General features: G+C 68.1%; 16 protein-coding genes. 9 read left to right on the top strand and 7 right to left on the bottom strand.

From position 1 onward, the window contains the following. Window positions 1-51 precede the first annotated feature (51 nt). A complete protein-coding gene (locus ABNQ38_RS00985; RefSeq protein ID WP_377805236.1) occupies window positions 52-960 on the top strand; it encodes an N-acetylmuramic acid 6-phosphate etherase in 909 nt (302 codons plus the stop codon). 58 nt (window positions 961-1,018) lie between these two features. After that, window positions 1,019-2,494: an N-acetylglucosamine-specific PTS transporter subunit IIBC gene (gene nagE / locus ABNQ38_RS00980; protein WP_377805235.1), complete on the top strand. Its 1,476-nt coding sequence runs from the start codon at window positions 1,019-1,021 to the stop codon at window positions 2,492-2,494. Window positions 2,495-2,577: 83 nt separating this feature from the next. Here the strand turns inward: nagE and ABNQ38_RS00975 are convergent, their stop codons facing one another. After that, window positions 2,578-3,333 (bottom strand): GntR family transcriptional regulator, encoded by a 756-nt coding sequence (locus tag ABNQ38_RS00975; RefSeq protein ID WP_377805234.1) that lies wholly within the window; start codon window positions 3,331-3,333, stop codon window positions 2,578-2,580. A gap of 291 nt (window positions 3,334-3,624) precedes the next feature. On the opposite strand from ABNQ38_RS00975, the gene ABNQ38_RS00970 reads away from it, so the two are divergent. From ABNQ38_RS00970 to ABNQ38_RS00950, 5 genes are all read left to right on the top strand, one after another. Beyond that, entirely contained in the window at window positions 3,625-4,629 is a 1,005-nt protein-coding gene (locus ABNQ38_RS00970; protein WP_377805233.1) for an ABC transporter ATP-binding protein, read from the top strand. A gap of 59 nt (window positions 4,630-4,688) precedes the next feature. Beyond that, complete coding sequence (locus ABNQ38_RS00965) at window positions 4,689-6,002, top strand: PotD/PotF family extracellular solute-binding protein (RefSeq protein ID WP_098736328.1); 1,314 nt, start codon at window positions 4,689-4,691, stop codon at window positions 6,000-6,002. Window positions 6,003-6,210: 208 nt separating this feature from the next. Then, entirely contained in the window at window positions 6,211-7,128 is a 918-nt protein-coding gene (locus tag ABNQ38_RS00960; protein ID WP_377805232.1) for an ABC transporter permease, read from the top strand. A 3-nt stretch (window positions 7,129-7,131) separates the two neighbouring features. Continuing rightward, window positions 7,132-7,959: an ABC transporter permease gene (locus ABNQ38_RS00955; RefSeq protein WP_377805231.1), complete on the top strand. Its 828-nt coding sequence runs from the start codon at window positions 7,132-7,134 to the stop codon at window positions 7,957-7,959. 13 nt (window positions 7,960-7,972) lie between these two features. Continuing rightward, the gene (locus ABNQ38_RS00950; RefSeq protein ID WP_377805230.1) at window positions 7,973-8,677 is read left to right on the top strand and encodes an aspartate/glutamate racemase family protein; all 705 of its coding nucleotides are present in this window, start codon (window positions 7,973-7,975) and stop codon (window positions 8,675-8,677) included. Between the two features lie 13 nt (window positions 8,678-8,690). Here the strand turns inward: ABNQ38_RS00950 and ABNQ38_RS00945 are convergent, their stop codons facing one another. After that, window positions 8,691-10,238 carry an FAD/NAD(P)-binding protein gene (locus ABNQ38_RS00945; protein WP_377805229.1) on the bottom strand — a complete coding sequence of 516 codons (1,548 nt, stop codon included), beginning with the start codon at window positions 10,236-10,238 and terminating at the stop codon, window positions 8,691-8,693. 327 nt (window positions 10,239-10,565) lie between these two features. On the opposite strand from ABNQ38_RS00945, the gene ABNQ38_RS00940 reads away from it, so the two are divergent. Both ABNQ38_RS00940 and ABNQ38_RS00935 read left to right on the top strand, forming a co-directional pair. Continuing rightward, entirely contained in the window at window positions 10,566-11,888 is a 1,323-nt protein-coding gene (locus ABNQ38_RS00940) for an amidase (protein ID WP_377805228.1), read from the top strand. Window positions 11,889-12,255: 367 nt separating this feature from the next. Continuing rightward, entirely contained in the window at window positions 12,256-13,176 is a 921-nt protein-coding gene (locus ABNQ38_RS00935; RefSeq protein WP_377805227.1) for a hypothetical protein, read from the top strand. A gap of 42 nt (window positions 13,177-13,218) precedes the next feature. Here the strand turns inward: ABNQ38_RS00935 and ABNQ38_RS00930 are convergent, their stop codons facing one another. From ABNQ38_RS00930 to ABNQ38_RS00910, 5 genes are all read right to left on the bottom strand, one after another. Then, window positions 13,219-14,574, bottom strand: a complete 1,356-nt coding sequence (locus ABNQ38_RS00930) for a sigma-54-dependent transcriptional regulator (RefSeq protein WP_377805226.1) — start codon at window positions 14,572-14,574, stop codon at window positions 13,219-13,221. After that, on the bottom strand, window positions 14,510-16,435 hold the full coding sequence (locus tag ABNQ38_RS00925) for an ATP-binding protein (RefSeq protein ID WP_377805225.1): 1,926 nt from the start codon (window positions 16,433-16,435) through the stop codon (window positions 14,510-14,512). The genes ABNQ38_RS00930 and ABNQ38_RS00925 overlap by 65 nt, the downstream gene beginning before the upstream one ends. Before the next feature lie 75 nt (window positions 16,436-16,510). Beyond that, window positions 16,511-17,791, bottom strand: a complete 1,281-nt coding sequence (locus ABNQ38_RS00920) for a dicarboxylate/amino acid:cation symporter (protein ID WP_377805224.1) — start codon at window positions 17,789-17,791, stop codon at window positions 16,511-16,513. Between the two features lie 113 nt (window positions 17,792-17,904). Continuing rightward, on the bottom strand, window positions 17,905-19,320 hold the full coding sequence (aspA, locus tag ABNQ38_RS00915) for an aspartate ammonia-lyase (RefSeq protein WP_377805223.1): 1,416 nt from the start codon (window positions 19,318-19,320) through the stop codon (window positions 17,905-17,907). Window positions 19,321-19,543: 223 nt separating this feature from the next. Further along, window positions 19,544-20,233, bottom strand: a complete 690-nt coding sequence (locus ABNQ38_RS00910) for an MOSC domain-containing protein (RefSeq protein ID WP_377805222.1) — start codon at window positions 20,231-20,233, stop codon at window positions 19,544-19,546. Window positions 20,234-20,323 lie beyond the last annotated feature (90 nt).

The raw sequence follows: 20,323 nt of genomic DNA, 5'->3' as shown, positions 1-20,323 counted from the left end.
AGACATCACCACCCCCAGGCTTGGCGCCGGGGCGACAGCGGAGCCGGAACGATGGCGGGCGGCACGGAAGATGCGGCGAACCGGTACAGCCGGCTGGACGTGTGGCCGGCCGCCGAGCTGATGACGGCCTTGTGGGAAGGGCAGACGCGCGCGCTCGCCGCCTGCGCTCCCGCTTTGCCGCTGGTCGCCGCCACCGTGGAGGCGGCTGCGGAGCGTCTGGCCGCTGGACGCGGACGGCTGGTCTATGCCGGAGCCGGATCGTCGGCGATGGTTGCGGCCCTCGACGGGCTGGATCTGGGGCCGACCTTCGACTGGCCGGCGGAGCGGCTGGTGCTGTTGATCGCCGGCGGGCTCGATCTGTCGCGCGGGCTGGCCGGGGCGGCGGAGGATGACGAGGGGGCAGGACGGGCCGATGCCGGACGGGCAGGGATTTGCGTCGACGACGTGGTGGTCGGCCTGTCCGCCAGCGGCGCCAGCGCCTACACCGTCGGCGTTTTGCGCGCGGCGCGGGGGGCGGGGGCGCTGACCATGGGCATCGCCAGCAGCGCCGGTTCCCCCCTGCTGGATGCGGTGGAGCATCCCGTGCTGACCGCGACGGGGGCCGAAGTGATCGCCGGATCGACCCGGCTCGGTGCCGGCACCGCGCAGAAGGTGGTGCTGAACCTGTTTTCGACCGGCGTCATGACGGCGCTCGGCAATGTCTACGACAACCTGATGATCAATGTCCGGCCGGAGAACGCCAAGCTCCGCCGCCGCTGCACCGCCATGGTCGCCCGCATCGCCGGCGTGGATGAGGATGCTGCCGGTGCGGCGCTGGAACGCCATGGCGACGTCCGCCGCGCCGTGCTGGGGCTGGCCGGGCTGGAAGCGCCGGAGATCGACCGGCTGCTGATCGCAACCGGCGGCAACCTGCGCCGCGCGATGGAACAGGCCCGGCCGGGGTCGAACACGCAAGAATGACCAACATGTGAGGCCCGGCCCCGTGAGGCCGGAGCCCGTTGCACTGGGAGACGTCCGAATGTCTGCTGATCGTTTGTCGGGCGACCGTTTTTCGGGCGTCCAGAGGCTGGGGCGGGCGCTGATGCTGCCGATCGCCGTGCTGCCCATCGCCGGGCTGCTGCTGCGCATCGGCCAGCCCGACCTGCTGAACATCGCCTTCATCGCCGCGGCGGGCGACGCCGTCTTCTCCAACCTGGGCGTCCTGTTCGCCGTCGGCATCGCCATCGGCTTTGCCCGTGAGAACCACGGTGCCGCCGGGTTGGCCGGCGCCGTCGGCTATTTCGTGGCGGTGAAGGGCGCGGTGGTGCTGAGCGGTGTCGCGCCGGAGCTGGTGGCGAAGATGTCCAGCCGCATCAGCATCCCGGTCGGCATCCTGATCGGCATCATCGCCGGCCAGCTCTACAACAAATACAAGGACATCAAGCTGCCGGACTATCTCGCCTTCTTCGGCGGGCGGCGCTTCGTGCCCATCGTCACCGGTCTGGCGGCGCTGGGGATCGCGCTGATCTTCGGCTATGGCTGGCCCGTCGTCGATTCCGGACTGACCGCGCTGACCACCGGCGTGCTGGGGCTCGGCAAGATCGGCCTGTTCCTCTATGGCGTGCTCAACCGCATCCTCATCATCACCGGCCTGCACCACATCATCAACAACATCGCCTGGTTCCTGCTGGGCGATTACCAGGGCGTCACCGGCGACCTGAACCGCTTCTTCAAGGGCGATCCGACCGCCGGCGCCTTCATGTCCGGCTTCTTCCCGGTGATGATGTTCGGCCTGCCGGCCGCCTGCCTCGCCATGTACCACACCGCCAAGCCGGAGAACCGGGCGGCGGTCGGCGGCGTGCTGCTGTCGATGGCGCTGACCGCCTTCCTGACCGGTGTGACGGAACCGGTGGAGTTCGCCTTCATCTTCCTGGCGCCCGCGCTGTTCGCCGTCCATGCCCTGCTGACCGGCCTGTCGATGGTGCTGATGGACGTGCTGAACGTGAAGCTGGGATTCGGCTTCTCGGCGGGCCTGTTCGATTATGTGCTGAACTACGGCAAGGCCACCAACCCGATCCTGCTCCTGCCGGTGGGCGCCGCTTACTTCGCCGTCTATTACGGGCTGTTCCGCTTCGTCATCCAGCGCTTCGACCTGAAGACGCTGGGCCGCGACGACATCGCCATCCCCGCCGGTCAGGCACCGGCCGCCTCCGGTATCCGCCCCGCCACCGTATCGGCCGCGTCGGCCCCGGCGGTCAGCGACCGTGCCGGTGCCTATGTCGCGGCCCTCGGCGGGGCCGGCAATCTGCGCTCGGTGGAGGCCTGCACCACGCGCCTGCGCCTGAACGTCGCCGATGCCAGCCGGGTGAACGAGGTGGAGTTGAAGCGCATCGGCGCCCGCGGCGTGGTGAAGCCGTCGGCCAATTCGGTCCAGGTCATCGTCGGTCCGATTGCCGACCAGTTGGCGGGCGAGATCCAGGACTCGCTGAACGCGTCGGCGGGCTTGCGAGTCTGATCGAAAGCACCCCGGTCGCAACATTGGAAAGCCCCGGTTCCTCGTGGAACCGGGGCTTTCCGTTTTTTGTGGCCGTTGTACCGTCAGGCGGGTTCCGGTTCATCGGCGAAGATCGCCTTCAGGTCGATGCGGGTGTCGGTCTTCGCCTCAAGGTCCAGCTGGCGCTCGACCTCGTCGAGATGCTCGATCATCAGGGTGGTCGCCTCGCCGGGGCGGTTGCCGATCAGGGCGGCGATCAGGCGGCGGTGATCGTCGGCGGAGCAGGTGTGCGACGAGCGCCGCTCGAACGCCGCGATGGCAAGGCTGGAGCGGTCGATCAGGTCGGTCAGGATGCCGGCCAGCGTCGCGTTTCCGGCGAACTCGGCCAGCAGCAGGTGAAACTGGCCGGACAGGCGGATCATAGCCTTGCGGTCGGCGGCGCGTTCCGCTGCGTCCTCCAACGCGCCATGGCCGCGCAATTTCTCCAGCATGTCGTTGGACAGCGGGCGGGGCAGCCGCTCCAGCCGTTCCATGATCGCGCGTTCGATCACCCGGCGTGCTTCGAACACCTCGCGCGCCTCTTTCGGCGACGGCTTGGCGACGAAGGCGCCACGGTTGGGGATCAGCGTCACCACCCGCCGCTGCGCCAGCAGAAGCAGCACCTTCCGCACCCGTTCGCGGCTGACGCCGAAGGCTTCGGCTAGGCTTTCCTCCGTCAGCTTGGTGCCGGGCGGCAGGCGGCGGTCGGCGATGGCCTCCCCGATGCTGCGGACGATGCGGGATTCCGCGCTGCCGCGCGGCGCGCCGGTGCGGGAGAGAGGAGTGCGGCGGGCTGGCTTGGCGGGGGCGGCGGTGGTCATGGGCGGGGAAGGTGCTTTTGCCGGTGTGCGGGAAATGTACCGAAGATTGTGCACAAAGCGGGCCAGCGAGGGAACTGCAATCGCTTGAGCAGGATGCCGGTGATCGCCATGACCGGAAGTGCCTAAAACCGCGCCACTGCGCCGAGCTGCTGCACAAATGCCGCGTCTTTGCGCAATGAGCGGCCATGGGACCGGCGGATTTCCGCCATTTGGCCATTGGCACGCAGGATGCAAAGGGCGGAACGGTCACAAACGACCGAGCAGATTGTGCACAATTCTGGAGGCCCTCCGATGACGGCAGGTTCGACGGTCGAGCTGGTGAAGCTGCGCAAGGCCTATGGAGCGACCGTGGCGGTGGACGGCATCGATCTGCGGATCGCCGCCGGGTCCTATTGCTGCCTGCTGGGGCCGAGCGGCTGCGGCAAGACCTCCACCCTGCGGATGATCGCCGGGCACGAGGACATCACCGACGGCGACCTGCTGATCGGCGACACGGTGGTCAATGACGACCCGCCGGCCAAGCGCGGCACCGCGATGATGTTCCAGAGCTATGCCTTGTTCCCCCATCTCGACTGCACCGACAACGTCGCCTTCAGCCTGAAGATGAAAGGTGTTGCGAAGGAGGAGAGGCGGCGCCGGGCGGCCGGGATGCTCGACCTCGTCGACATGGGCAAATATGCCGGCCGCCTGCCGTCGCAGCTGTCGGGCGGGCAGCAGCAGCGCGTGGCGCTGGCCCGCGCGCTGATCACCCGGCCGGGCGTGCTTCTGCTGGACGAACCGCTGTCGGCGCTGGACCCCTTCCTGCGGGTGCGCATGCGGGAGGAACTTAAGCGGCTTCACCGCGACATCGGCATCACCTTCATCCACGTCACCCACAGCCAGACCGAGGCGATGGCGCTGGCCGACCTTGCCGTGGTGATGAACCAGGGCCGGATCGAACAGGCCGGGCCGCCGCGCGAGCTGTTCAACCAGCCGCGCACCGCCTTCGTCGCCCGCTTCATCGGCGGCCACAACGTCATCGAGGGCGGAGTTGTGGGCGACGCCGGCCGCTGTGCCGTCCGGACCGACCGCATCCAGCTCGGCGGGGCCGATATGCCGAGCGAAATCCAGGTGGAGGGCACGGTGCGCTCGCTGGAGTATCACGGTGCCTCGGTCCATCTCAGCCTCGATGTCGCCGGTGCCGACGAGTTCGCCGTCGTGCTGGACGAGGCCCGCTATTTCGATGCCCCCGTCGGCGTGGGCGACCGCGTGCGGGCCGGCTGGAGCCGCCGCGACATCCACCCGCTGGTGGCCTGATCCCTTTTCAAAAACCGCCCATCAAAAAACAACACGACGAACAGACTGGAGGCTCAGCGATGACCGACACCCGTACTCCTTCGAAGTCCGCGACGCTGTCGACCGGCGTCAGCCGCCGCACCCTGCTGAAGGGCACCGCCGCCGTGGCCGGTGCCGCCGTCGGTTCGGGCGCCATCACCGGCTTTCCGACCATCTGGGCGCAGAACATCAAGAACGTCACGCTGCGCCAGTTCGGCACCGGCGTGTCGAACCTGAACGCCGTCGCCGACAAGGTGAAGGAGGATCTGGGCTTCACCCTGCAGATGACGGCGCTGGATTCGGACGCGGTGACGCAGCGCGCGGTGACCCAGCCGAAGTCCTACGACATCGCCGACATCGAATACTGGATCGGCAAGAAGGTGTTCCCGGCCGGCGTCATGCAGCCGATGGACGTGAAGAAGATCAAGAACTTCGACAAGATCGTCCCGATCTTCATCACCGGCAAGCTGACGCCCGACAGCGCCATCGCCCAGGGCACCGCCCCCCACACCGTCGGCTTCGTCGAGGGCAAGGACAGCACCAAGTTCGCCAAGGCGCCGACCGAGTGGATGACGCTGATCCCGACCATCTACAACGCCGACACGCTGGGCATCCGCCCCGATCTGGTCGGCCGGCCGATCTCCAGCTGGAAGGATCTGCTGGACCCCGCCTTCAAGGGCAAGGCGTCGCTGCTGAACATCCCGTCCATCGGCATCATGGACGCCGCCATGGTCTGCGAGGCGATGGGCGAGGTCAAATACGGCGACAAGGGCAACATGACCAAGGAGGAGATCGACAAGACCCTCAAGATCATGACCGACGCCAAGAAGGCCGGCCAGTTCCGCGCCTTCTGGAAGACCTTCGACGAGAGCGTCAACCTGATGTCGTCGGGCGAGGTCATCATCCAGTCGATGTGGTCGCCGGCCGTCGCCGCCGTGCGCGCCAAGGGCATCCAGTGCGTCTATCAGCCGCTGAAGGAAGGCTATCGCGCCTGGGGCGGCGGTCTCGGCATCGCCAAGCATCTGAGCGGGCTGGAGCTGGACGCGGCCTATGAATACATCAACTGGTATCTGTCGGGCTGGGTCGGCGCCTATCTGAACCGCCAGGGCTATTATTCGGCCGTGCTCGACACCGCCAAGCAGCACATGTCGCCGGAGGAGTGGGCCTTCTGGATGGAGGGCCAGCCTGCCAAGGCCGACATCCTCAGCCCCGAAGGCAAGGTGATGGAAAAGGCCGGCGCGGTGCGCGACGGCGGATCGTTCCAGGACCGCATGGGCCGCGTCGCCTGCTGGAACGCGGTGATGGACGAGGACCGCTACATGGTCCGCAAGTGGAACGAGTTCATCGCGGCGTAACCGAAGTTCCCTCTCCCGTCCCGGGAGAGGGAAAGGGTCCCATGCGGAGCATGGGAAGGGTGAGGGGCAGAGCAAGAAACCGCATGGTTCCTTGCCTCACCCCTCACCCCTCACCCTCCCCACGCCTGACAGCGTGGGTCCCCTCCCTCTCCCGGGGCGGGAGAGGGCAATGGTCGCAGATACCACTTCAAGCGCAGGACCCACGCCGATGACCCTGACCGCCGAAACGTCCCGACCGTCCGTCACGGCCGCCGCCGGCAGGGTGCGTCGTCGCCGCCTGCTGCCGCGCGTCGCCCCCTATCTCCAGGCGGCACCGCTGACCGTCACGCTGCTGCTGTTCCTGCTGGTGCCGATTCTGACCATCGTCGTCGTCAGCTTTTGGGATTACGACAGCGTCCGCTTCTACCCGGACTTCGTGCTGACCAACTACACGGAGCTGCTGACCTCGCCGGTCACCTGGAAGACCTACCTGAACACGCTGAAATATGCGGCGCTGACCTGGGCGATCACGCTCGGCATCGGCTTCACGGTGGCGTATTTCCTGGCCTTCCATGTGCGGTCGACCACCTGGCAGATGGTGCTGTTCCTGGTCTGCACCATCCCGTTCTGGACCTCCAACATCATCCGCATGATCTCGTGGATCCCGTTCCTGGGGCGCAACGGGCTGCTCAATTCCGGCCTGATCTCCGCCGGGATCATCGACCAGCCGCTGGAGTTCCTGCTGTTCTCCGACTTCTCGGTCGTGCTGGCCTTCGTTCACCTCTATGCGCTGTTCATGGTGGTGCCGATCTTCAATTCGATGATGCGCATCGACCGCGCTCTGATCGAGGCGGCGCGCGACGGTGGCGCCAGCGCGGCGCAGACGCTGTGGAACGTCATCCTGCCGCTGACCAAGCCCGGCATCGCTATCGGCTCCATCTTCGTCGTCACGCTGGTGATGGGTGACTTCATCACCGTGCGGCTGATGAGCGGCGGGCAGAGCGCCTCCATCGGGCTGATGATCGCCAACGAGATCTCGCTGCTGCAATACCCGGCCGCCGCCGCCAACGCCGTGGTCCTGCTGGCCGTCGTCCTGATCATGGTGGTGGCGATGCTGCGCATCGTCGACATCCGCAAGGAGCTGTGAGAGATGAACACCTCCCGCCGCGGCCTGTCCTTCTACCTGCTGGGGGCCTTCTTCGCGCTGTTCGTGCTGTTCCTCTATGGCCCGACCGCGACCATCCTGATCCTGTCCTTCCAGGGGCCGGAGGGCGGGCTGACCTTCCCGATGAACGGGGTGTCGCTGCACTGGTTCCGCAACCTGTTCGAACAGCAGGCTGTGGGCGATTTCGGCGGGTCCTTCCGCCGCTCCATCGCGCTCGGGCTGATGGTGATGGTGCTGACCGTGCTGTTCTCGGTGCTGGCCGGCTTCGCCTTCCGCCGCCGTTTCCGCGGCAGCGGGGCGATCTTCTATCTCGCCGTCGCCAGCCTGATCGTGCCGTCGATCCTAGTCAGCCTGGGCATCGGCCTGTTCTTCAACATCCTGGGGCTGGAGCCGTCCTGGTACAGCTCGGCGCTGGGCGCGCACCTGACCTGGACGCTGCCCTTCGGCCTGCTGATCGTCTTCGCCATCTTCAACCGCTTCAACCCGGCTTATGAGGAGGCGGCGCGCGACCTGGGCGCCACGCCCTGGCAGACGGTGCGCCATGTGGTGCTGCCGATCCTGCTGCCCAGCCTGATCGGCGTCGGGCTGTTCGGCTTCACCCTGTCCTACGACGAGTTCGCCCGCACGCTGATGACCGCCGGCAGCTTCAACACGCTGCCGCTGGAGATCTACGGCATGACCACCAACGTCACCACGCCGGTGCTCTATGCGCTGGGGTCGCTGACGACGGTCTTCTCCTTCACCGTGATCGGCCTGTTCTTCCTGGGCCTGATCGCGCTGCGCCGCCGCCGCCTGCGCCATAGCGGCCACTGAGGACTTTCAAGAAATGCGCATCCTGGTCGTCAACCCGAACAGCACCGCCTCGATGACCGCGCGGATCGGTGCCGCCGCCCGCACCGTGGCGGCCTCCGGCACCGAGATCGTCGCCACCAACCCTTCGGGCGGCCCGGCCAGCATCGAGGGCTATTACGACGAGGCGCTGGCGGTTCCCGGCATGCTGGCCGAGATCGAGCGGCAGCAGCGCGACGGCGTCCTCGCCGGCACGGTGATCGCCTGCTTCGACGATGTCGGGCTGGATGCGGCGCGCAGCCTCGCCACCGCACCGGTCGTCGGCATCTGCGAGGCGGCGATGCAGACCGCCGGGCTGCTGGGCGGCCGGTTCAGCGTGGTGACGACGCTGGCCCGTTCCGTCCCGGCGCTGGAGCGGCTGGCCCAGCGTTACGGCATGGCCGGGCGCTGCACCATCCGGGCGGCCGGCGTGCCGGTGCTGGCGCTGGAGGATCCGGCGTCCGGGGCCGTCGAGCGCGTGCGGGCGGAGATCCGCCGGGCGGTGGAGCAGGATGGCGCCGAGACCATCGTGCTGGGCTGCGCCGGCATGGCCGACCTCGCCCGCAACTTGAGCGATGAGATGGGCCTGCCGGTTGTGGACGGGGTCACCGCCGCCGTGAAGCTGGTGGAGGGGTTGGCCGCCCTGGGGCTGCGGACCAGCAAGGTCGGCGGCTATGCGCCGCCGTTGCCCAAGGCGCGGTGATCCCTCCGCCGTCCTACAACGGCAGCGGCTCCGGGAAGTCCGGCGTGCCGATGCCGGGCAACCCCGTCTGGGTTGAAATCGCTCCGCCCGCCAGTCCGCCGGCCAGGATACGGCGGGCGGCTTCGGCGCATTGGCTGCGCAGTTCCGGCACGGCCGTCATTTCCCAGAAGGGCGCCTTGGCGACCGGCCCGAATGCCAGCAGGCGCGGCGACGGCGTGCCGTCCGCGGCGATCACCGCTCCGCCTTCCGTCACGTCCAGCCCCAGCCGCAATTCGTCCGGACGGGCAAGGCCGCGGTCGAGCAGCGAGCGCACCAGCGGGTGGCGGATGCGGGTGTAGTCGCAGTTGGTGCCGGTGGCATTGATCAGCGCGCCGGCCGTCAGCCGCCGCTCCGCCCCGCCGCCCCGCTCGGCGACGGTCAGTTCCAGGCCGCGCGCGGTCAGCGCGGCGTCCTTCAGGCGGCCGGGCAGGATGCTCAGCTGGCCGCTGTCGCGGGCCGCGGCGATGCGGTCGGCGACCTGCGGGGCCATGCGGTGGCGATGCACCTCCCAGAAGGGACGGGCGTGGCGCAGGAAGCGGCGGCGCTCTTCCATCGGCAGATGCGCCCAGATGCGGTGATGGTGCGGCCGCAGCGCGTCGAAGGCCGACCGCCAGTCATAGCCGGCCGCGGTCGCCCGGCGGGCATCGGCCTTCAGGGCGATCAGCACGTCGAGGACCGTGCTGGGCAGCACATCGGGATGCAGGAAGGAGGTGTAGGGCCGCGTCTCCTCATGGCGCAGCGGCAGCAGGCCGCGGCGCGACACCGCGGTGACCGGCCCGCGATGCCCCTGGTCGAGCAGCGACAGCACCGTGTCCACCATGGTCAGTCCGGTGCCGAGGATGGCAACGGGAGCATTCCGGTCGATGGTGCCGATGGCGGCTGCATCCCACGGGTCGCCGATGAAGCGGTCCGATGCGAAAGCCTCGTCCGCGGTCGGGGACGCCAGACAGGGCGGGGAGGGCGGAAAATTGCCGATGCAGAGGGCGGCGGTGTCGGCGCTGACCACCCGGCCATCGCCGAGCCGCACATGCACCGCCGGCCGGCTGCCCGACGGGGTTTCGGTGCGGACATCCACCGCTTCGGCCCGGATCAGGTTCAGCCGGGCATGGGCGGGCGCCTCCGCCTGGGCCTCCGCCAGAACGTCCTGGATGTAGGCGCCGTAGAGCGCGCGGGAGGCGAAGGCATGGCCGCTGGGCGGCATCGGCTCGTCCGGCGTCGGCCCGTCCGCGCGGCTCCACAGCCAGCGCAGGAAATGGCGCGGATCGTCGGGGTAGGCACTCATGTTGTAGGCGCGGACGTTCAGCACATGCGTGCCGTTCGGTGTGGAATAGGCGACGCCGGTGCCCGGCCGGTGCCCGTATTCGATCAGATGCACCACCAGCGGCGCCTGGGCCCCGCGCAGCAGGTGGGCGGCCAGCAGGCTTCCGGTGAAGCCGGCGCCGACGATGGCAATCTGGCGGGGTTGTTGGAAAGCATTGGGCGGGCTGCCGCCGGGGGGAGGGAAGTGAGGCGTTGCAGGCATCGAAGTCCGTCCTTCCGTGAGTCATTCCGGAAAAGGCCGGCCGTTGGCGTCTGTTCCCCGAACCCGTCAGGCTATCGCTGAAAGAGGGAACTCGCGTCGGCCGTGTGTCTGCTCGGTCTGCTTCATTCTGCCCTGAATATCACAGCGCCGGGGACACGCGCCATCGGCCGAAGGGCAAACACTATTCCAAAAGTAGGGATTTGCCGGTTTTTTACGCATATTGTCCTTCATCATCGCTGTCGCCAAGCCCGCGCCGATATGGCACATGCGTTCGAGCACCGCCGCCACCGCGCAGCCGTGCTGCAAGACCGATCAGGAGCACGCCCGATGTCCATGCTGTCCGTCCAGCCCGCCCCCCACGCTTCCGCTTGCGACCGGCTGGAAGCGGCGCTTTCCCGGATTGCCGATCCCGAACGGCAGGGTGCCATGGTGTTCACCGAGATCTATGCGGAGGAGGCGCGCACAGCGGCGGCTGCCAGCGACCGCCGGGCGGCGGCGGGTCGCCCGCTGGGGCCGCTCGACGGGCGGATCGTCTCGGTGAAGGCGCTGTTCGACGTGGCGGGCGATGCCACGGCGGCCGGTTCCGCCATCCTGCGCGGCCGTCCGGCGGCCGGGCGCGATGCCAGGGCGGTGGCCCGGCTGCGCGCCGCCGGGGCGGTCATCGTCGGCCGGACCCACATGACCGAATTCGCCTTCTCCGCGGTCGGCATCAATCCGCATTACGGCAATCCCGGAAATCCGCATGACCGCTCGCGGGTGCCGGGCGGCTCCTCGTCCGGGGCGGCGATCTCGGTGGTCGATGGCATGGCGGAGATCGCGCTGGGCAGCGACACCGGCGGGTCGCTGCGCATTCCGGCGGCGCTGTCGGGTGCGGTCGGCTTCAAGCCATCCGCCGGGCGCCTGCCGTCGGATGGGGCCTTTCCGCTGTCGCCGACGCTGGATGTGATCGGGCCGATTGCCGCCACTGTCGCGGATGCCGCGCTGCTGGACAGCATCCTTTCCGATGGCGATTTGGCGCCGCTGGCGCCGCTGTCCCTTGCCGGGCAATCCTTCCTGGTGGCGCGCGGGCGGCTGTTCGACGGGACCGAGCCTGCCGTCGCCGCCGCGTTCGAGGCGGCGCTCGACCGGTTGCGGGCGGCCGGGGCGCAGGTCGTCGACGGATCCATCGAGGCGGAACTCGACGCGCTGGCGGAACTGGACCGCATCGGCGTCTTCACCGCCATCGAGCTGGCGGCGACCCTTGCCGATCTCGGCATCGCGGCGCTCGATGGCATCGACCCGAAGACCCGCGCGCGGATCGAGGCCGGTGGCAAGGCGCCCGCCGCCGATTATGTCCGCATGCAGAACCGCCGTGCCGCGTTGATCCGCCTGATGGACGAGCGGCTGACCCGCCATCCCGTCCTGCTGCTGCCGACGGTGCCGATGACGGCGCCCACCATCGCCGACGTGCTGGACGATGCGGCCTTCCACCGCGTCAATCTGGCCCTGCTGCGAAACACCCGTGTCGCCAACCTGTTCGACCTGCCGGCCATTTCCCTGCCTGTTCCGGCTGATGGGTTGCCGGTCGGCCTGATGGCGATGGGCCGGCGCGGCAGCGACCGCAACCTGCTGGGCATCGCCGCCGGGATCGAAGCAGCGCTGTTGGGATAAGCCTGCGTCAGGAGTGCTGTGACCATGATGGGGCCGTGAATTTTCCGCGCAGGAATCGCGGCCCCATGCGTATCACCCATGTGGACGTACGCCATGTCCAAAGAGTAGATGTGAATGGTTATAAATAACCGATTCCTGACTCCCAAATGACCACTCATCGTCACAAGCGGTGTCAAAGAGTGGTGGCAGACAGAATCCGGTTCAATTTGGGGAAAACTCGCACTTATTGTCTGCCGGCGGTCGGATGACGACTGCAGACGAGAGCCGACGATCATCATGCGTGATGGTCGGATGCCATCCGCTGGCGCCGGGAATATTGGCGCGAGAATGCCGGGTGGCGATCGGCTGAAATGCTTGGAGACTTCCTATGGCTACCAACTTCGCCACTGATACGCTCAAGTCCGTGACGTCCAAAGCCACTGCGCCGACCTCATCCGTCACGACCACCGACAGCGCAGTCGCCGAGTTCCGGGACCACCAGCTTCAGCACCAGCACGTCCAGGGCGATGCCGCCACCAACGGCACGAATGGGAACACGACGGCCGACACCATTGTCGGGCACAGCGCTCCGACGCTGTCGGACAGCGACGTCGCCGAATTGAAGGCCGCCTATGTCGCGGTCGAAAAGGCCATTGCCGACGCCAAGAGCGGCAGCACGGCGACGGATACGGCGACGACCGACAGCACGGCAAACGATACCTCGACAAGCGATAGCTCCGCGACGGACAAGGCCACCAGCGGCAAGACCACCGACACCACCGACACGGCCACGCATCATCAGCCGGCCGATCCGCTGGTGAAGGTCCTGGCCGACGCCACCGGCGAAAGCACCGCCACCGTTCAGGGCGTGTTGCAGCAGGTCCGCACTGTGCTGCACCAGGAACACCTGACCGACGCCACCGGCCACACGGGGACGGCCGATGCGACGACGGACACCGGGACCACCTCCACCACCACGGCGAACGACGACGCCAAGACCGGCACCGGCGACGCACCGCATTGGCACGACCGCCTGATCGCACAGCATGACGGCTCGGGCACCGCCGGTTCGGCCGACGCCGGTACCGGTCAGGCCGCGGCTGATGGCGGCAGCGCCATCTGGCAGCATTTCCTGAACCACTATGCTTCCGGCGACAGTGCGGTCACCGGCAATGCCGAGGTGGCGGCGGCGGTCGACGAGTTCGTCGATACCGTCCAGTCGCTGCACCTCGACCCCGGCCACGGGCAGATGCATGGCGAGACCCATGGCCATGGCACCGGCGGCGTTCCTCTCGACACCGCCGCCTGACCGGTTCTGCGCCCTCCCGTTCGACGGGAGGGCGCAGCCCTTTCACGACAGTCCGTATTTCCTGATCTTGTCGTGCAGCGTGGTCTTGGCGACCTGCAACTCCTCCGCGGCGCGGGCGAGGCTGTGGTCGGTGCGGCGCAGAGTGTCGGCGATCAGGGCGCGTTCGAAAGCCTCCACTGCCTGGGCCAACGGGCGGTTGGCGGCGGGATGGGCGGTCGCGAAGGGGGGAAAGCCCTGTTCGATGCCCAGAACGCACCGGTCGGCGACGTTGTGCAGTTCGCGCACGTTGCCCGGCCAGTCGTAGGCCATCAGGCGGCGCATGCGCTCGGCGTCCGGCGGCGGGACCGGGCGGCCGTGGCGGGCGGCGGCCTGGAGCGTGAACTGCTCGAACAGCAGCGGGATGTCCTCGCGCCGGTCGCGCAGGGGCGGCAGCGGCAGATTGGCGACATTCAGGCGGTAATAGAGGTCGGCGCGGAACTGCCCACGGTCGGCAAGCTCGCGCAGATCCACCTTGGTCGCGGCGATCACCCGGCAATCGACATGGACGGGGGTGTTGGAGCCCAGCCGCTCCAGCGTGCGCTCCTGGAGCACGCGCAGGAACTTGATCTGCACCGGCATCGGCATGCTCTCGATCTCGTCGAGGAACAGGGTGCCGCCGCTGGCATGCTCCACCTTGCCGACGCGCCGTTTGCCGGCCCCGGTGAAGGCCCCGGCCTCGTGGCCGAAGATCTCGCTGTCGATCAGGCTTTCCGGCAGGCCGCCGCAGTTGATCGCGACGAAGTTGCCGCCGCGCCGCGGGCTGGCGTCGTGCAGGCAGCGGGCTGCCAGCTCCTTGCCGGAACCGGTTTCACCATGGATCAGCACGTCGGCCGCCGAACTGGCGAGGTCGCCGATCAGCCGGCGCACCCGCGCCATCTGCGGCGATCCGCCGACCAGCCGCGCCTCGATGCTGTCGCGGTTCTGCAGGCGGGCGCGCAGGTCGCGCACCTCCAGGGTCAGGCGGCGCTTGTCCAGGGCGCGGCGCACCACCTCGACCAGATAGTCGGGGGAGAAAGGCTTTTCGATGAAGTCATGGGCGCCCAGCTTCATCGCCTGCACCGCCATCGCCACGTCGCCATGGCCGGTCATCAGCACCACCGGCAGATCCTGGTCGGTGGCGAGCAGGTCGGCCAGCAGCGCCATCCCATCCATGCCCGGCAGGCGGATGTCGGTGACGACGATGCCGGGAAAGCCCTCCGCCACCAGCCGACGGGCCTTCTCCGCGCTGTCCACCGCCTCGGTCGGGATATCCTCCAACTCCAGCGCCTGCTGGCAGCCGAGGCTGACGTTGGGGTCATCCTCGACGATGAGGACCTTCAGGGGAGGGCCCTTCAGGGCGGTGGCGGCAGGGTCGGACATGTGAATTCTCCGGCCTGGACGGCGGCAAGGATTGAGGCCGGGTCGGTGGGCAGGGTGGCGCAGCGGGAAGGTCGATGGTGAAGACCGCTCCGCCATCCGGACCGTTCGCCCCGGTCAGGGCGCCGCCGAAGTCACGCACGATCCCGGCCGAGATGGCAAGCCCCAAGCCGAGCCCGCCGCTTCCCTCCTTGGTTCCATCCTTCACCGCGTCCTTGGTGGTGAAGAAGGGCTCGAAGAGGCGGGGCAGCACGTCGGCGGGCAGGCCGGGGCCGTTGTCGGCGACCTCGATACGCACCCGGTCGCCCTCCGTCCGGGCGGTCAGCATCAGCCTGCCCCCCGTCCGGCCGGTCAGCGCATCGAGACCATTGGCGAGCAGATTGACCAACACCTGCTCCAGCCGATTGGGATCGCAGAGTGCCGCGACATCGTCCGGCGCATCGACCTCCACGGCGACACCCGACCGCCGCAGCCGCTGCTCCAGCAGGAACAGCGCATTGTCGATGGGCCGGCGCACCGCGACCGGGCGGGGGGCGCCGGAGGATTTGCGGGCAAAGGATTTCAGCTGGCTGGTCAGGGCCCCCATGCTGTCCACCAGATGGGCAATGCGCTCCAGGTTGCCCTGCGCCGCCTCCAGATTGCCGCGCTGGAGGAACTTGACCGTGTTGCCCGACAGGGTGCGGAGCGCCGCCAGCGGCTGGTTCAGCTCGTGCGCCAGGCCGGCGGAGAGCTGGCCGATCACCGCCAGCTTGCCGGCATGGACCAGCTCGTCCTGGGCGGCGCGCAGGTTGCGGGTGCGTTCCTCCACCTTGCGTTCCAGCTCATGCAGGTGACGGCGGCGCTGCACCCACATCAGCAGCAGGATTCCGGGGACGGCGCTGCCCATTGCGGCGAGGGCGGCACGGGTCCAGGCCATACCGGTCACCTGATCGACCGGCGACAGCACGGTCATCGTCCAACCGGTGCCTTGCAGGGGAGCCGTCTGGGCCAGGAACCCGCCGGACACCGGGAAGACCGTCTCCTCCGGCTGTCCGTCGGCCGGGCGGGAGAGGCGCACCAGTTCGGCATCGCTGGCGATGCGCTCCTGCCGCATCAGCCCCAGCGGCGAAAGCGGGCGGGCGTTGTATTGCAGGGTCCGGTCGAAATGGCGGCGGGTCGGCTCGTCCATCGGCAGCCGGGTGGTGAATTTCCAAGAGGGGACGGAGGCAAGGATCACCACGCCGTTCTCGTCGGCGACCAGCACCGGCGCCTCGACCGTCGACCAGGATTGCTCCAGCTGCTCCAGGCTGACCTTCACCACCGCCACCCCGACGATGGCGCCATCCTCCGTGAGAGGGGAGGACAGGTAATAGCCGGCCTCCCCCCGCGTGGTGCCGACCCCGAAGAAACGGCCCTGGCGGCCGGCGGCGGCCTCGATGAAATAAGGGCGGTAGGACAGATCCTCGTTGATGAAGCTGTCCGGGCGGTTCCAGTTGCTGGCGGCCAGCACTCGGCCCTGGCGGTTCAGCACATAGATCGACAGGGTGCCGGCCCGCTCGTTCAGCCGCTCCAGATAGCGGTTCAGCCCCCAGGCCAGCGGCGCCCGTCCGGTGACGAGGTCGAGGACGTCGCGCTCCAGCCCTAGCGTCGCCGGGAAATAGGCGTATTTGTCGATCTCGCGCTCAAGGCTCTCGGCATAGAGGTCGAGCCGGTGGTGCCCGGTCTCCTGCAACGCGGCGAGGCCCATCCCCTCGCTGATGCGGAAGCCCACGAGGCCGGCGAGCAGGGCCAGCCCGGCGAGCGCCGGCAGGAGAAGGCCGATGGTGCGGAGGCGTCTGGCGGCGGGCATGAAAAAGGCGGGCAGGGACAGGGACCCCTGCATCATAGCAGAAGCCCTCGTCCCATTGCCCGCCTGTCTTCCGGACCGGCCCGTCAGGATGTCGGCCAGACTAGTGGCCCTTTACTCGGCAGCAGCCGGGGAGGGGAGGACGGCGCCGGCCTCTTCCTCCTCGTTCTCTTCCGTGCCGATGGCGTTCTCCCACTTGGCAACCACCGTGGTGGCGATGCCGTTGCCCAGCACGTTGGTGGCGGTGCGGCCCATGTCGAGGAAGTGGTCGATGCCCATGATCAGCAGCACGCCGGCCTCCGGCAGGTGGAACATCGGCAGCACCGCGGCCACCACCACCAGCGAGGAGCGCGGAACGCCGGCGATGCCTTTGCTCGACACCATCAGCACCAGCAGCATGACGATCTGCTGTTCCAGCGTCAGCGGGATGCCATAGGCCTGGGCGATGAACAGCGACGCGAAGGCCGTGTAGATCATCGAGCCGTCGAGGTTGAAGGAATAGCCCAGCGGCAGGACGAAGCCGATCACCCGCTCGCGCACGCCGAGCGTCTTCAGCTCTTCCATGACCCGCGGATAGGCGGATTCGCTGGACGCGGTGGAGAAGCCCAGCAGCATCGGCTGGCGCATGGCCTTGACCACGCGGAACACGTCGCCCTTCAGCACGACGAAGCCGGCGAAGACCAGCACCGCCCACAGCACCGCCAGCGCCACGTAGAAGCTGCCCATGAACTTGCCGTAGACCAGCAGCACGCCCAGCCCCTGAGTGGTCACCACGTTGGCGACGGCGGCGAAGACGCCGATGGGGGCGAAGCGCATCACATAGTCGGTGACCTTCAGCATCACCGGCACGACCTCTTCGATCGAGCGGGCGAGCAGGCCGGCCTTGGTGTCGCGCAGCTGGCCAATGGCGAGACCGACGAAGACCGAGAAGATCAGGATCTGCAGGATCTCGTTGTTCGCCATCGCCTCGAAGAAGTTGCGCGGGAAGACGTGGGTCAGGAAATCCTTCAGGTTCAGGGCGGAGGTCTTCAGGCCGGCGCTGGCCGCCACGTCGGGCAGCGGCACGCCGACATTGGCGCCCGGATGCAGCAGATTGGCGAAGATCAGCCCGATGAACAGCGACACGAAGGACGCCATCAGGAACCAGCCCACCGCCTTGCCGCCGATGCGGCCGACGGTGCGGGCGTCGCCCATGCCGGCCATGCCCGCGACCAGGGTGGCGAAGATCAGGGGGGCGATGATCATCTTGATCAGCCGCAGGAAGATGTCCGTCACCATCGCGAAATAGCCCGCGATCTCCTTGGCGGTGGCCGCGTCGAACAGGCTGTTGCAGACATAGCCGGTGACGATGCCCAGCAGCATGGCGACGATGATCAGCGTCGTCTGTTTGTTCATGGTGTTACCTCACCTTGTCCCGCCCGCCTGTCAGCGCCGGCCGGGTTGCGGTCGATGGGAGCCGGCCCCCTGGCTCTTTTGGAGCCGGAAACGGGGCCGGGTGGCGGAAAGGGTCAGCCGGCGGTCGCCAGCAGCCGCGGCTGGGTCAGCACCTCCGGCCGCAGAACCTCGGCCAGGGCGGCGGCGGTCATCAGGCCGCGCGCCTCCACCAGCTCGGCGACACCCTTGCCGGTGCGGTGGGCCTCGGCGGCCACCTCGCTGGCGTTGGCGTAGCCGATGTAAGGGTTCAGCGCGGTGACGATGCCGATGGAGTTGCGCACGCCCGCTTCCAGATAGTCGCGGTTGGCGGTGATGCCGTCGACGCAGCGGTCGGCCAGCACCAAGCAGCCCTGGCGCAGGTGGGTGATGCTCTTGAACAGGCTGTGCGCGATGATCGGCTCGAAGGCGTTCAGCTGGAGCTGACCGGCTTCGGCGGCGAAGGTGACGGTCATGTCGTTGCCGATCACCTCGAAGGCGATCTGGTTGACCACCTCCGGGATCACCGGGTTGACCTTGCCCGGCATGATCGACGAGCCGGCCTGACGAGCCGGCAGGTTGATCTCGCCGAAGCCGGCGCGCGGGCCGCTGGACAGCAGGCGCAGGTCGTTGCAGGTCTTGGACAGCTTCACCGCCACCCGCTTCAGCACGCCCGACAGTTGGACGAAGCTGCCGCAATCCTGCGTCGCCTCCACCAGATTGGGGGCGGTGACCACGGGCACGCCGCTGATCTCGGCCAGACGGCGGCAGACCAGGGCGGCGTATTGGGGATGGGCGTTGATGCCGGTGCCGATGGCGGTGGCGCCCAGGTTGATCTCGCGGATCAGCAGGGCGGCCTCCTTCAGCCGCTCCTCATCCTCGGCCAGCATGACGGCGTAGGTCGAGAATTCCTGGCCCAGCGTCATCGGCACGGCATCCTGCAACTGGGTACGGCCCATCTTCAGGATGTCGCGGAACTCGTCGGCCTTGCGCTGGAAGGCGGCGCGCAGATAGCCCATCGCCTCCACCAGCCGGAAGATGCCGGTGTAGGTCGCCAGCTTCAGCGCCGTCGGATAGACGTCGTTGGTCGACTGGCTCATGTTAACATGTTCGTTGGGGTGCAGGTGGGAGTAGTCGCCCCGGCCATGCCCCAGGATCTCCAGCGCCAGATTGGCGATCACCTCGTTGGCGTTCATGTTGGTCGAGGTGCCGGCGCCGCCCTGGATCACGTCGACGACGAACTGGTCGTGCAGCTTGCCCGAGCGGATTTCGCGGCAGGCGGCGGCGATGGCGTCGGCCCGCTCGGCGTTCAGCAGGCCTAGTTCATGGTTGGCGCGGGCGGCCGCCATCTTGATCTCGGCCAGAGCACGGACCAGATCGGGGTAGTGGGAGATCGGCGTGCCGGTGATCGGGAAATTCTCGACAGCGCGCAGGGTGTGGACGCCGTAATAGGCATCGGCCGGGACTTCGCGGTCGCCCAGCAGGTCGTGTTCGGTGCGCGTTGTGGCAGGCATCGTACGTTTCGCTCCCTTGATTGAGACCGTCCCGTCTGCGCGGGACGCAACCAATCAGGAGCAACCGCCATGCCAGCGCGGGCTGACATAGCGTCGCGGTCTAAGCCATTGATCTTTCTGGATAGGATTGCTGGTCAGAACCGCTGATGTTCGGATTTCCGAATGCGGCCCGCGCTCGGGCATTCGGAAATCCGAACGGGTCGGGCGGGCTGCCCGCGCCTGACTATTCGCCGAGGCGGCCGGACCAGTCCTCCACCTTGCCGCTCTCCACCCGGCGCCGGGCCAGCGTGCGCCAGCCGGTGGCGAGCGGCTCCAGCTCCGCAATGCCGGCGAGCGTGGGGAGGTCGCCGGTGTCGTGGTAGAAGGCGCGCAGGATGCGGGCCAGCGGCCAGTCGGGCAGCGGACGCCCGATCAGAGCGATCCCGTCGCCGGCAGTGACGATGCCCGGCTCAAGCACGCGATAATACCAGCCGGTCCGCCCGGTGGATTGTACCCGCCGCGCCATGTCCTTAACCCCGAAACGGTGGTTCAGCTTCCAGCAGGGTTGGCGCCCCTGGCTGACCTGCACCGTCGCCGTGCCGATGCGGAAGATGTCGCCGACGCAGACCGTCTCTTCCGTCAGGCCGAGCGTCGAGAGGTTCTCGCCGAAGGCACCGACGGACTCCAGCAGCGCGCAGGGGGCTGGCAGGTCGTCGCGCCATGCCGCGTAATGGTCGAAGGGGTAATGGTGGATCGCCTTGTCCGGACCGCCATGGTTGCGGCGGTCGGCCTGCTCGTCGCCCTCGAGGCCGGCCGGACCGATGGCGATGGCGGCATCGACCGGATGCTTGCCGATGGCGCTGAGCGTGTCCGGCCGGCCGAACGGGACCGCCTTGCCGGTCAGGACTGCGTTCAGCATGGTGGACTTGGTCATCGGCCTTTCTCCGTTTTGGTGGTCTGCCGCTTGGCTGGGGCTTCAGGCGTGCGTTTCCTTATCGCTGCCCAGCCGGCGCCAGCCAAGGCG

This window comes from Azospirillum sp. A29, from assembly GCF_042604625.1.
In the GTDB taxonomy this organism is placed as follows: Bacteria; Pseudomonadota; Alphaproteobacteria; order Azospirillales; family Azospirillaceae; genus Azospirillum; species Azospirillum palustre.
Note: the sequence above shows the minus strand (reverse complement) of the source record. Positions and strands in the feature narration are given on the sequence as shown.